Source organism: Mesopusillimonas faecipullorum (genome assembly GCF_020539505.1).
GTDB classification, from domain to species: domain Bacteria; phylum Pseudomonadota; class Gammaproteobacteria; order Burkholderiales; family Burkholderiaceae_B; genus Mesopusillimonas; species Mesopusillimonas faecipullorum.
Map to the genome: position 1 here is coordinate 104,000 of NZ_JACDXW010000006.1, position 12,677 is coordinate 116,676.

Annotated in this window: 11 protein-coding genes; 1 reads left to right on the forward strand and 10 read right to left on the reverse strand. The window is 55.6% G+C overall.

Annotated elements, in window-relative coordinates; translation table 11 throughout:
• Nucleotides 1-176: 176 nt before the first annotated feature.
• A complete protein-coding gene (locus tag H0484_RS12220; RefSeq protein WP_226954917.1) occupies nt 177-3,020 on the forward strand; it encodes a bifunctional diguanylate cyclase/phosphodiesterase in 2,844 nt (947 codons plus the stop codon).
• 69 nt (nt 3,021-3,089) lie between these two features.
• Here H0484_RS12220 and H0484_RS12225 read toward each other — a convergent pair whose 3' ends face one another.
• The 10 genes from H0484_RS12225 to H0484_RS12270 form a co-directional block, all read right to left on the reverse strand.
• Nucleotides 3,090-3,800 (reverse strand): ABC transporter ATP-binding protein, encoded by a 711-nt coding sequence (locus H0484_RS12225; RefSeq protein WP_226954918.1) that lies wholly within the window; start codon nt 3,798-3,800, stop codon nt 3,090-3,092.
• On the reverse strand, nt 3,793-4,545 hold the full coding sequence (locus tag H0484_RS12230) for an ABC transporter ATP-binding protein (protein WP_226954919.1): 753 nt from the start codon (nt 4,543-4,545) through the stop codon (nt 3,793-3,795). Before H0484_RS12230 ends, H0484_RS12225 begins: the two co-directional genes overlap by 8 nt.
• Complete coding sequence (locus H0484_RS12235; protein WP_226954920.1) at nt 4,542-5,576, reverse strand: branched-chain amino acid ABC transporter permease; 1,035 nt, start codon at nt 5,574-5,576, stop codon at nt 4,542-4,544. Before H0484_RS12235 ends, H0484_RS12230 begins: the two co-directional genes overlap by 4 nt.
• On the reverse strand, nt 5,573-6,439 hold the full coding sequence (locus tag H0484_RS12240; protein WP_226954921.1) for a branched-chain amino acid ABC transporter permease: 867 nt from the start codon (nt 6,437-6,439) through the stop codon (nt 5,573-5,575). The genes H0484_RS12235 and H0484_RS12240 overlap by 4 nt, the downstream gene beginning before the upstream one ends.
• A gap of 213 nt (nt 6,440-6,652) precedes the next feature.
• Nucleotides 6,653-7,843 (reverse strand): ABC transporter substrate-binding protein, encoded by a 1,191-nt coding sequence (locus tag H0484_RS12245; RefSeq protein ID WP_226954922.1) that lies wholly within the window; start codon nt 7,841-7,843, stop codon nt 6,653-6,655.
• A 64-nt stretch (nt 7,844-7,907) separates the two neighbouring features.
• Nucleotides 7,908-8,864, reverse strand: coding sequence for a PDR/VanB family oxidoreductase (locus H0484_RS12250; RefSeq protein ID WP_226954923.1), 957 nt, complete (start codon nt 8,862-8,864; stop codon nt 7,908-7,910).
• 83 nt (nt 8,865-8,947) lie between these two features.
• Nucleotides 8,948-9,994, reverse strand: coding sequence for an aromatic ring-hydroxylating oxygenase subunit alpha (locus H0484_RS12255; protein WP_226954924.1), 1,047 nt, complete (start codon nt 9,992-9,994; stop codon nt 8,948-8,950).
• A 189-nt stretch (nt 9,995-10,183) separates the two neighbouring features.
• Nucleotides 10,184-10,729: a MarR family winged helix-turn-helix transcriptional regulator gene (locus H0484_RS12260; protein ID WP_226954925.1), complete on the reverse strand. Its 546-nt coding sequence runs from the start codon at nt 10,727-10,729 to the stop codon at nt 10,184-10,186.
• 189 nt (nt 10,730-10,918) lie between these two features.
• Entirely contained in the window at nt 10,919-12,166 is a 1,248-nt protein-coding gene (locus tag H0484_RS12265) for an MFS transporter (protein ID WP_226954926.1), read from the reverse strand.
• Between the two features lie 79 nt (nt 12,167-12,245).
• The gene (locus H0484_RS12270) at nt 12,246-12,665 is read right to left on the reverse strand and encodes an HIT family protein (RefSeq protein WP_226954927.1); all 420 of its coding nucleotides are present in this window, start codon (nt 12,663-12,665) and stop codon (nt 12,246-12,248) included.
• Nucleotides 12,666-12,677 lie beyond the last annotated feature (12 nt).

The window sequence follows — 12,677 nt, forward strand, 5'->3', positions numbered from 1 at the left end:
TTGCTGATTGGTGTCGTTAAACACTAAGCCTTACTCGCCTAATAGAAATAATTCCATGAAAGGCGTAATCACCCCCATTATTTTTGTATTATCCTGTATCCCGAGAACAGGGGAGTACCTGGACAATGTCGCTTAGCCGCCCACCATTCAATAGCATATACACGCGGATGTTTCTCGTGATATGCGCAGCGGTGGCACCCACTTTCATCGGACTATGCGTGTATCTGTTCCAGCAGCACGATTATCTCATCGAACTGACTCGCAGCAACGCACAGCATTTCGTCCGCCTAGTCGCGCAGGAAGAAAGGCAACTGCTGTATCGCACCGAAAGCATACTGCGCACCACCTACCTCACCGCGGCCGTTCGCAATAAGAATAAAGCAGAGTGCAACACCTACCTGGCTGCCTTGCTTGAGCAGCACCCCAGCTATCTCAACTTTGGCGTGCTCTCGCCCTCCGGCGAACTGCTTTGCTCTGGTTTGCCTGCCGTAGACCAAGGCATGGCAGACAGGCTGTATACACAACAAGCCAAAAGCGAACCCGGTATTGTTGTTAGCCAATTTCTTATCGGCAAGATATCTCAACGTCCCACTATCGTCACCGCGCTGGGTTTTCGTAACGAAAAAGACGAGCTGCAATCCATACTCTATGCCTCCATGGATGTCTCAGTGCTGGGGCGCGGCAGTACGCTGCGCACTTTGCCCTCCGAAGCTCGTCTAGACATTCTGGACCGCAATGGCATAGTTTTACGCACTATCCCCGACAATGGTCTTACCGGGCAACCGCTCAACGAGATGGCCCTGACCGATCGGTTGGCAAAATCACGCCACGGCGGGAGCTTCATCCACGAACACACTGACGGCGAGTGGCTGGTCAGCTACGAACCGGCTGGGCCCGCTCACGACCCGCATGCGCTCACCATTATTTACAGGCACCCTACCGACGCTATTTTTCGCGACGTCAACCGGGCATTCTGGATAGGTTGCCTGCTGACGGCCCTACTGACGTTTGTCGCGGTGGCTTTAGGTTGGCTGGGCATACAAGGCGTGGTGGGGCGCCCGCTTAAAAAACTTACCGAGGCCGTCCGTCAGCTTGCGCAACGACGCTTCGATACTCGTACCGCCCATACCCTGCACAGTAAGGAATTCAACGAAATCGGCAGGCGTTTCGATGAAATGGCACAAGAACTGGCGCTCCAAGAGCATCAATGGGCGCTATCCATAGACCGCCAACGCGGACAAAACCGTATCTTGCGCATGATTGCGCAGAATCTATCGCTAGATGCCACACTTAATGCGCTGACCCAGCTTTTGCATAGCCTCTCGGGGCAAAGCAATGCGTGCATCATTTTGCTCGACACTACAGGCAAACGCATAGAAACCTGTTTTGCGCCTACCCTGCCCGATTCATTTCTGGGCCCCATGAAGCAGCGTATCACCGATTGGCGCGTGAGCCCCTTCGAGTCTGTTATCAGCCGGCGCCAATTGGTTGTAGTGCCCGATATCTCTGCAGACCCTTGCTGGCAGCCCTACAAACAGTTGGCGCGGCAACATCAGCTGAACTCCTGCTGGATGCATCCTATCCTGGCACCAGACGGCAATATTTTGGGCTGTCTGGCCATTTACCGACCCACCCCCCATGTTCCCGACTCAGAAGATTTACGACTGAGCGAGATGGTGACCGAGCTGGCCTCCATGGCCATCGAGCACCGGCGGCAATACGACGCCTTGCGTTATCAGTCGCGCTACGACCCCCTTACCGGCCTGATTAATCGCAACGTGCTCGACCGTCACCTAAAGCATGCAGTGCGCCAGGCCTCCAAGAACAGTACGCGCTTGTTCGTCATGTTGGTAGAGCTTGATGGCTTCAAGGAAATCAACCTGACGCTGGGGCATCACGTGGGCGACGAACTGCTGCGGCAAGTCGCCCAGCGTATACAGTCGTTATACGGCACCATTAGCGATGTCGCCCGTTCAGGCAGTAATGAGTTCGCCCTGTTATTGCCCGAGCCTCGTTCACAATCCCCTATAGACGATGTCGTGAAGTCGCTGCTGGAAGAAATTCGCCGCCCCTTCATGCTGGATGGTGTGCAAGTCAGTATCAGCGCCAGCATAGGGATAGCCATATACCCCGAATCCAGCACCGACCCGTCTGATTTGCTCAGACACGCCGACAGCGCCATGCAGTTGGCCAAGCAAGAAGGCCGCGGTCATGCCTTCTACAAGCCCGCCAAACGAGCAGAGTCCAACCGTATCCTGCTGCTGTCCGAACTGCGTCATGCCCTGAACCATGATCAATTCGTACTGCATTACCAGCCCAAGATACATTTACCGGATGGGCGTGTCACGGGCTTCGAGGCACTGCTACGTTGGCGGCACCCCGAGCATGGTTTGATGCCTCCGGCAGAGTTCATTACCGCAATTGAGTTCAGCGATCTCATTCATCCTGTGACGCTATGGGTACTCGAAAATGCCGTCGAGCAGTGCAAGGCATGGCAAGTTCAAGGCTTCGATATCAGCATCGCCGTCAATATCTCTGCCCGCAACCTGGTAAATGTTGAATTACCCGAGCGCTTGCGTGAAGTGCTAGAGCGACATAAGCTCGCTCCCGCCAGCCTAGAGTTGGAGATTACGGAAAGCGCCATCATGCGAGATCCAGGGCGTGCCCTGGACGTGCTGGAGCGCATCCATCAAATAGGCGTGCGCATTGCCATTGATGATTTCGGTACAGGGCACTCTTCCTTGGCCTACTTGCAGAAGCTTCCCGTTGACAACCTCAAGATAGACCGTTCGTTCATCAAAGAGATGCTGCAAAGCAACGAAACCATGACGATCGTCACTTCCATCATCGCCTTGGCACATTATTTGCAAATCAATGTCACTGCTGAAGGCGTAGAAAACAACGATATTCTGCGTCGGGTCAGCCGCATGCGCTGCGACTATGCGCAGGGCTATCAAATCGCCCGACCTATGCCCGCTGAAGACGTCGGCCCCTGGCTGGACAAGCACCTGCCTCGATAAGGCATTGCACCTATAAAAAAAGCTGCGCAGTTTTTGGCTGCGCAGCTTTTTTGTTCGAGCACTAAACGATCAGGCGACCGCAACCATACGGTTGAGTTCTTCGTCGTTATCCAACAGATATTGACTACCTGCATCGTAAATGACACGACCGCGATCGAGGACAACGGCACGCTCGGTCAAGCCTAAAGTCATGCGTGCGTGTTGCTCGACGATGATGACGGACAAGCCCGTTTCATCGATAAGACGACGCAGCACACCCATGAGCTCTTGCACGATAATCGGAGCCAAGCCTTCCATAGGCTCGTCCAGCAGCAGCAGGCGGGGGTTGACCATCAGGGCACGGGCGATAGCCAGCATCTGTTGTTCGCCACCCGACAGCTGGTTACCCATGTTCTGGCGCCGCTCGAACAGACGAGGGAAGACTTCGTAGATTTTATCTACCGTCCAGGCCCCAGGACGCGCGACGACCGTGAGGTGCTCTTCGACGCTGAGCGAAGGATACATATGGCGCTCTTGCGGCACCCATCCCAAGCCTGCATGGGCTCGCTTGTAGGTTGGCATGTGGGAGATATCCCCACCCTCCCAGGACAAGCTGCCCTTATGCAGATGGGTCAGCCCCATCATGGTAAGCAGCAAGGTGGTCTTGCCCATACCGTTACGCCCCAACAGCGCGACGCTATCACCCTCTTTGATGGACAAGGACACGTCTTCGAGCACTACGGCTTCGCCGTAACCCGCCGTGACTTTGTTCAATACCAATAGTTCTTGCTTGTCAGCCATGCTCTGCCTCGCCCAAGTACACTTCCTTGACTCGCTTGTCCGACGAGATTTCCGCCGGCGTGCCCTGCGTCAGCACTTTGCCGCCGACGAGCACAGTAATGGTCTCGGCAAAGCGAAACACCAACCCCATATCGTGCTCGATGAACACAACAGTGACGTCGCGCGGCAAGTCGGCGATAACCTCGAATAGCTCTGCACTGTCACCAGAAGGAATGCCTGCCGCAGGCTCATCCAACAGAAGCACCCGCGGCTTAGTGGCCAAAGCCAAAGCGATTTCGACCAAGCGCTGCTTGCCATAAGGCAGGTTGCGCGTAAGGGTATTGGCGTCTTTCTCTAGTTTGAGCGTGCCCAACAGTGCCATAGCTTCGTCTATGGCTTGCTTTTGCTGTTCGACCGTCTTGAACCAGGCCTTGAACAAACCTTCGCGTTCGCTGATGGCCAATACAACGGATTCAAGAACGGTAAGGCCCAAGAACAAGGTGTTGATCTGGAAGGTGCGCGTCATACCCAGCTTTACGCGCTCGTGCTGCGGCAAACTGGTGATGTCGCGATCGCCGAAATAAACCCGGCCAGATGTAGGGGATAAAGCCCCAGTCAACATATTGATGAAAGTCGTTTTTCCGGCACCGTTAGGGCCGATCAGCGCATGGCGACCGCCCGGCTCAAACGTGAGGGAAACGTCGCTATTAGCTTTGAACGCCCCCCATTGCTTGCTAAGACCTTCTGTACGCAAAGTGGTGTTCATGCTTGCTGTCCTCCGCCTACGCGAGCTGCACGCTGACGGCGGCGCTCACGATAGTTGTCGATGGCGCCAAGAATACCGCCCCGACCCAGCATGACAAGAACCACCAGGAAAAAGCCTATCCAGAACTGCCAGTAAACGGGATTGATGTTGGCGATTTGATCTTGCGCGATCATGAAAACGGCTGCGCCGATGAGTGCGCCATACAAACGACCGGTTCCACCCAATACCAAAACGATAAGAAGGTCGGCGGACCGCGTGAAGCCCAAGACGTCCAGGCCAACGAACTGCGTGGTTTGAGCCAACAGACCGCCCGCCACACCCGCAATCGCGGCGCCAAGGGTATAAACGACGATCAATCGCTGATTGACGTTGGCACCGATGGCAGGCATGCGCTTGCCACCTTCACGAATACCGACCAAGCTAAGCCCGAAGGTGGAACGTGTGAGACGCCGCACCAAGCAGAACAAGATAAACAGCACAACGAAGCTGTAGAAGAAAGCCGTTTTACCTTGCAGGTCGAACTCGAAGATACCGAGAAGGTTCCACATTTGGATCCCCCACAAGCCATCTACCCCACCAGTAATGGAGGAAGCCTTGTTGGCCACTTCGTAGAGCATCAGGCAGATGCCCAGGGTAACCATCAGGCGGGTCAGGTCGTGGCCACGCACGACGAGAAAGCTGGTGAGATAGCCGAAGATAGCCGCAACGACGGCAGCAGCGAGCAAACCACTAATGGGTTCGCCCCAACCATGCACCGACAGCAAGCCGGCAGTGTAGGCACCCAAGCCGAAAAAGGCGGCATGCCCCAGGGACACGATACCCGCATAGCCAAGGATAAGATCCAAAGACAGGGCGAACAGGCCCAGGATCATGATTTGGCTGGCAAGAACCAGATAGCCTTGGAAGGCAAAATAGACCACAAAAGGCAGGAGCCAAAACAGGATTTCAAGTTTGGCCCAACGTGCATTGGGGACTTTGGGTGCAGGCAAAGCCTGCACGATATTCAGGGAAGCCAGGGACGACTTGCTCATGAGCGCCTCGCAATCAGTCCGGATGGGAACAACAACAGCAGGATGACCATCATGCCGTAGATGACGAAGGCGCCTACGTCGGGTACGTAATACTTACCCGCGACGTCGAACACGCCCAACAACAGTGCGGCCACCAAGGGCCCACTAATGGTGCCGGCACCACCCACTGCTACAACGATGAGGAAGTACACCATGTACTTGAGCGGGAATGTTGGATCGAGGCCCAAGACGTCGATGCCCAGACCACCGCCCAACCCTGCCAAGCCAGAGCCAAGCGCGAACGTAAGGCTGAAAACACGGCTAACGTTAATACCCAAGCCTGCAGAAGCCTGCTGATTATCCACCGAAGCACGGATTTGCGCGCCGAAGCGAGTGCGTTCGATGATAAGGAACAGGGCCGCCGTAACGACAACCACAGTGGCAATAAGAAATAGTCGATAGATGCCCAGTCCTATGCCGAACACAACGACCTGCCCACGCAGCCAACTTGGGATATGCACAGGTTGCTGCGACGGACCCCAGATATACGTGGCGCCGGCAACCACCATGAACGTCAAACCGATGGAGAACAAGACCTGATCAAGGGCCTCGGCTTGGTATAGACGTCGATACAAGGTGCGCTCGAGGATGAAACCCACCAGAGCTGACGCAAGGAAAGCCAACGGCAGGGTTGCAAGAAACGGTACTCCCATCTGGCGCATCAACTCTACGCAGACGTAGCCACCCAGCAAGGCAAATGCGCCGTGCGCAAGGTTGACGAAATTCATCAACCCCATGGTGACAGACAGCCCGACGCTGATCAGAAACAGCAGGCTGCCATAGGCAATGCCATCAAAGATGACACCAACAAAATTATTAAGCATGACGCTTTCTCCTGGGGCGTTGCCCGATCGCCAGGCAGTCCGCGCCACGCGTAGCGGATGGAGTCACTGGAGGAATCTCCCGGTAATATTAAACAAACGATAAATTTTGAAGGCCCAGACGGCGAAGGGAGAGCAGGCTGCCGCCCATTAGTCGGGCAGCATACCTGATCCCCCTGCGGCGATCAAAGCCAGAAACGTAACAGCCCCCAGAAGTTAGATGCCTGGGTCTTTGTATTGCGAAACTTTGTCGAATTCAACGTTCCACATTTGGCCGTCGACCTTGTCGGACTTACGGATGTAAATGTCCTGAACGATATCGCGGGTCTCGGGATCGATAGTAACCGGACCGCGTACGCTTTCCCAGCTCATGCCTTTCATGGCGTCCAAGAGCTTGGTGCCATCGGCATCGCCGTTGGTTTTTTTCAGGGCTTCGTAAATCAGGTGCATGCCGTCGTAGCCGCCCACCGACATGAAGTTGGGACGCTGGCCGTTGTTGTCACGCATGAACGCTTCAACATAAGCTTTATTAGCGGCCGAATCATGGGCAGCCGAATAGTGATGGCTGCTGACCACGCCTTGGGAGACTTCGCCAATGCTTGCCATCAAGTCGTCATCCAGCACGTCGCCCGTGCAGATAAGACGAATGCCGGCTTGTGCCAAGCCACGCTCGTTGAACTGCTTGATCAGGTTGGCGCCTTCACCAGAAGGTACAAAGGCAAAAACTGCCTCGGGCTTGGCGTCTTTGACGCGCTGCAAGAACGGCGCGTAGTCGGGGTTCATCAGAGGCGTACGAACGTTGTCGATGATTTCGCCACCTGCTTCGGTGAAGTGCTTGGCAAATACTTTCTCGGCGTCGATACCAGGGCCGTAGTCGGCCACAAAGGTGATGACCGTTTTGATGCCTTCTTTAGCCGCCCACATGGCCAAAGGCGCAGTCGCCTGAGGCAAGGTGAAAGAGGTGCGGACGATGTAGGGAGAACGATCAACAATGACCGAGGTAGCTGCCGCCATGACAACCATGGGCTTCTTGGCTTGCGTAGCCAAAGGCGCAGCGGCAAAGGCCAAAGGCGTCAGGCCGAAACCAGCCAGCACGTCGACTTTGTCACGCGTAATCAGTTCTTGGGCGATACGCTTGGTGGCGTCGGGCGCGACACCGGTATCGTCCTTGAGAATGACCTGAACTTTACGACCGGCAACGGTGTCGCCATGCGTCTTTTGATAAAGCTTGACGGCAGCGTCGATTTGACGACCGGTGGACGCAAATGGACCTGACATCGGAACGATAAGACCGACTTTCACGACCTTGTCGTCTGCCTTGGCTACGACCGGCAACATGCCGGCTGCCGCGACGGCTGCACCACCCACAACCAGCTGACGGCGCTGGGCATTGACGGGTTGAGTCATGGTTTCCCCTTTTTTGTGAATAGCCTTTTACAGGCTTGTGATTTGATTGGTAACGCACCGACCCTTACAGGTCGAGTACGAGCATCGGGCTCTTGGAACGTGAGCAACAAGGCGTGAATTGATCGTTGGCCTCGTGTTCGGCATCGGTCAGGTAGAGGTCACGGTGTTCGGGCGTGCCTTCAAGGACACGAACCAAACAAGTGCCGCAAACACCTTCTTCGCAAGACACTGGCACGAATACGCCTGCCTCGTCGAGAACTTCGGTAATGCGCTTATCGGCTGGTACATCGTAAACAGCGCCGGTACTGGCAACTTTTACTTGGAAGCCGCTATCGCCACTGGTATCGATCTCGGCGGCACCGAAGTATTCGAAGTGCACGCGATCACTGCTCCAACCAGCTTGCTTGGCGCTTTGAACCACGTAGTCGATAAAGCCCGTAGGGCCACAGACGTAGATGTGGCTACCAGCCGGCGCCGAGGCGAGTACAGCAGGCAAATCCAGCTTTTGAGAGGCGTCGCCATCATCGAAGTGGAAGTGCGCGCGATCGGCAAAATTGGCGTTCTTTATCTCGTCGTGGAATGCCATGCGCGAAGGCGAACGAGCGCAGTAATGCATCTCGAAACTGCCCTGCGTATGGCTGAGACGACGGGCCATGCACAAAATGGGCGTAACACCAATACCGCCCGCCAGCAACAAGCTGTGTGGCGCGGGTACTAGTTCGAAATGGTTACGCGGTTCGCTGATCTGGACGACATCACCTTCGTTGATGTCGTCGTGAACGGCAACGGAACCCCCACGCGAATCGGGATCGCGCAACACACCAATGACATAACGCGTTTGCTCGGTGGAGTCGTTAAGCAGCGAGTATTGGCGAATCAGTCCATCGCGGATATGCAAGTCGATGTGAGCGCCGGCGCTGAATGCCGGCAACGGCTTGCCATCTACACTTGCCAGTTCGAGACTGACGATGTCTTCGGCCTCCTGCGCCTTACGGACTACTTTGACAGTAATTTGACTCATTGATCTTCTACACTTTGAGAAATGCCCAAACTGGGGTGGGCCGTAAAACATGTCGGCCCACCTTGGCATGTTCAGTTCATGAGTCAGGCAGGTTCGACGCTCGTAGCTTGCTCTGCTTTGATCAGCCGGTCAAGGACGCGGCGAGATTGCACCCCACCGGTATCGATGTTCAGCATGAGCAGCCGCCGATCAGGATAAACCTCGAGGTTTTTCTGCTGGGCTTCCAGAACGGCCAAATCTTCGCCGAATATTTTACCCTGTCCGCTGCGGATGGTTTGAGTAAGGACGTGATCGTTGGCTTGGAAGTTGCGCGCCATGCCCCAGAAGTACCAATGTGAGCTTTCAGTTTCGGGGGTAATGAAGTCGACAACCGTCGAGCGAACGCGGTATTTGGGATCGGCATCACGGCCACCTTTGCCTGCAACGGCGACACCCACGTCGATCAGCACATGACTAGGAGGCGTAAAGCGGGAGATCTGCCAGCGGTCGACGGGTTGGTCTGCGGGCAGACCGTTGTAGCGCAAAGCCGCCTGCCAGAACGGCGGAGCAATAACGCCTTCCATAAAGCGGCTGGTTTCGACCGTATCGCCATTTACGCTGGTGTTTACCGGGGTTTCGTCGATTTCGTCTTGACCGATGCTAGTGGTGTGCACGTAGGCTTCGTGCGTCAGGTCCATCAGGTTGTCTATCATCAGGCGATAGTCGGCCTTGATGTGATACAAGCCGCCGCCGTATGCCCATTCGGGATTGTCGTGCCATTCTAGGAAAGGAATCTGGGTGTCGTCGGCCAAAGCAGGGTCACCAGGCCAAACCCATATGAAGCCGTGCCGTTCAACCACGGGGAAAACGCGTGTACGTGGGAAGCCGCCGACGCGCTGCATGGGCATGGAAGCCACTTTACCGTCGCAATCGACTGCCAGGCCGTGATAGCCGCAGACCAGTGTGTCGCCGTGGACATAGCCCAAAGACAAGGCGGCGCCTCGGTGGGGGCAGAAATCATCTAGCGCGCTGACTTGGCCGGCAGCACCACGGAAAAACACCATGCGCTCGCCGCAGATCTGGCGACCCAGAGGTTTTTTCTCGATTTCATCAGGGGTACAGGCAACGTACCAGGTATTTTTTGGGAACATATGCGCCTCGACTTTCGAAGTAATGCCAGTGGTAGATCCAGAACACTGATTCAGCACACTGAATATGGGTTTATTCTAATCCTCGCATAGTGAAAACACACATCAGTGTTTACCCTAGTATTGTGACTTTATCAGCGTACTGAATCTTGTTGCGTCGCAACGTAATTCAGGGATTTACGCAGGTGTTCTTCAGGTGGATGCCGCCTTGGTGCCGCGTCGTTGCGGCGCAGCACGCTTGGTGCCGGCTTGAATACGTTTTGCCAGAGGTGCGCGGCTTTGGTCGTTATTCAAGTGCACCAATTTTTGCAACAAATGCATGAACTGGGACTCTTCTTCTTCGGAGAAACCTTCGAAAACCCGCTTATGCAGACGCTTGATACCCGGCACGGTAGCGCTCAAGAGTTCTGTGCCGGCATCGGTAAGGTAGAGCGCTCTCTGACGCCGATTATTGGGGTCGAGGTAACGACGCAGCAGGCCTTTTTCTTCCAGGCGAATAGCGACACTGGCCGCCGTAGAGGTGTCTATGGCAACCAAGCCAGCCAGCGTGACTTGATCTATGCCGGGATATTCAACCAGCACCCGCAAAATGGCATATTGCACAGGGGTGACATATTGACCAAGCTCGTCATGAAAAATGGAAGCTGATATTTGCTGCGCACGGCGAAGCAAGTGCCCAGGCTGGGTATACAACTCGACCAGAGCCCGGTCTTCCAGGTTTTCGGATTCAAATTCCATGGCGCAATGATAAAAACGTCTTGGTAAAGGCAGAAGTTGTGCTGATTTTAACAGCGCCCAGCGCAGCCGCCGCCTTTCCTGGTCTCAAGCCGTCATTAGCCTTGGTGAACGGCGTCTGCCACTTGGAAGACGGTGGTTTCGTCGAAGTGCTGGCCCCCACCATGCAAAATATGATGATCAAACCCAGGTTCAGGCGCGCCGCCACCACACACGGTAGGCAAAGTAGCTTACCGCTATCCACATCATCACGCCTACATAGGCGAACACCGCAGGGATGCCGCCCCATTCGGCCACAGGGCCGGTACTGCTTTGCAAGACTGCGGCGCCAACGAAAAACACCAGGTTGACCGCAGCCAGGGCCTTGCCGGCTTGACCAGCGTTTATCTGGGCGCGCGCCATGACAAAGAGCAAGGGCGTGCAGCCCATGGCAATACCAAATAGCAGGAACATGCCAACGTCAAAGTGACTGGATGTGGCCGTACCGCCCAACCAAGCCCACAGCGGGGTTTGGCTGAGCGCCATGATCAGAAGCGCCAGCCCCCCGATAGAAAAGCCAAACAGCAGGAAATGGGCGGCATGCCCCACACGACGCACCAAGGCCCCATAGCAGATGGGGCCCAGGACCAAAGCCACCGTCATGGGAAGCATGGCCTGCCCGGCCTGCACACGGTCTAGTCCCTGGAGCTCCATGAGCCAAGGCCCGCCCCACAAGCCGCGAATGCTGATGATGCTTGCAAACGCCATCAGCGCCAACATCACCACGGCGCGTAAAGACGGCGAGATCCCAATGCGAATGACTTCACGCGCCTCTTGCAACAAAGAGGCGCCGCGCGCGCTACGCAGATTTTCGGGGATACGCGGCACCCAGGCATAGACCCCAACACCCAGCAATACGGCAATGCCTGCCGACAAGACAAAACTACTGCGCCAGCCGTAGTGTTCGATCAACCACGCCAAAGGGCTGGCGGAAATCAGCATGCCCGCGTTACCAATACCATGGACCAAGCCGGACCATGAGGCAAACTTGTTGGCGGGCATGGTCTTGGCCAATAACGTCATCGGCGCCAACAGCATGCCGCAACAAGCCAGCCCCAACACAATCTGAACCATCAGAAAACCCAACGGCCCGCTGATCAGGGTAGCCATCAAGGTGCCCAGCGTAACGCCCGCCAGCATGACCAAGGACACATTGCGAACGCCATAGCGATCCAAGGCAATGCCTACAGGAATCTGACCTGCCGCAAATGCAAAATGGTAGGCCCCCGCCAAGCTGGCAACAGCCCCTGTCGATATGAGCAGATCATCAGCAAGCACGTCTGCGGCCACGGCCGGCATGGTCCGCAACAAGTTGGACAAGGTGTGGCCAAGCGCCAACACAAGCACCGGAAAGCCCACCCAGTGCACCCACCGCACACGCCCGTAATCGCTTTTACTCACTGCCTTCTCTTGATTATTTTCGTCTCCCACATGACCTACAGAGACACTTAGGCCGACAATGCCGGACTATAAGCCCAGATCAAACGATATGGGCTTTGATTTTCTCGGCCAGTTCGCGCAATTTAACGTCGTCTGCGCGGGCAGCACCATGTGCCACCATCGCTAAACCATCGTGGCGCGGTATGACGTGAAAGTGGAAATGCGGTACGGTCTGGCCGGCAGCCGCGCCATTGAACTGCGCAATCATGATGCCGGGGGGCTGCAAAGCAGCCTTGACCGCCTTGGCCATACGCTGCGTCGTGCGGATGCACGCCTGTGCGCCTTCCTCGGACAAATCGAGCAAGGTTTCTGCCGATTCTTTGGGAATGACGAGCAAATGGCCTTCGGACTGCGGCATGATGTCCATGAAAGACAAGGTGAGCTCGTCTTCGTAAAGTCGTATGCAAGGCAGTTCGCCGCGCAGAATTTTTGCAAAAACGTTGTTGTTGTCGTAGGCCATGCTAAAAGTCTC

Coding starts and splice junctions, on each gene's coding strand:
- H0484_RS12225 (WP_226954918.1), bottom strand. CDS start 3,800: ATGGCTGACAAGCAAGAACTATTGGTATTGAACAAAGTCACGGCGGGT.
- H0484_RS12230 (WP_226954919.1), bottom strand. CDS start 4,545: ATGAACACCACTTTGCGTACAGAAGGTCTTAGCAAGCAATGGGGGGCG.
- H0484_RS12235 (WP_226954920.1), bottom strand. CDS start 5,576: ATGAGCAAGTCGTCCCTGGCTTCCCTGAATATCGTGCAGGCTTTGCCT.
- H0484_RS12240 (WP_226954921.1), bottom strand. CDS start 6,439: ATGCTTAATAATTTTGTTGGTGTCATCTTTGATGGCATTGCCTATGGC.
- H0484_RS12245 (WP_226954922.1), bottom strand. CDS start 7,843: ATGACTCAACCCGTCAATGCCCAGCGCCGTCAGCTGGTTGTGGGTGGT.
- H0484_RS12250 (WP_226954923.1), bottom strand. CDS start 8,864: ATGAGTCAAATTACTGTCAAAGTAGTCCGTAAGGCGCAGGAGGCCGAA.
- H0484_RS12255 (WP_226954924.1), bottom strand. CDS start 9,994: ATGTTCCCAAAAAATACCTGGTACGTTGCCTGTACCCCTGATGAAATC.
- H0484_RS12260 (WP_226954925.1), bottom strand. CDS start 10,729: ATGGAATTTGAATCCGAAAACCTGGAAGACCGGGCTCTGGTCGAGTTG.
- H0484_RS12270 (WP_226954927.1), bottom strand. CDS start 12,665: ATGGCCTACGACAACAACAACGTTTTTGCAAAAATTCTGCGCGGCGAA.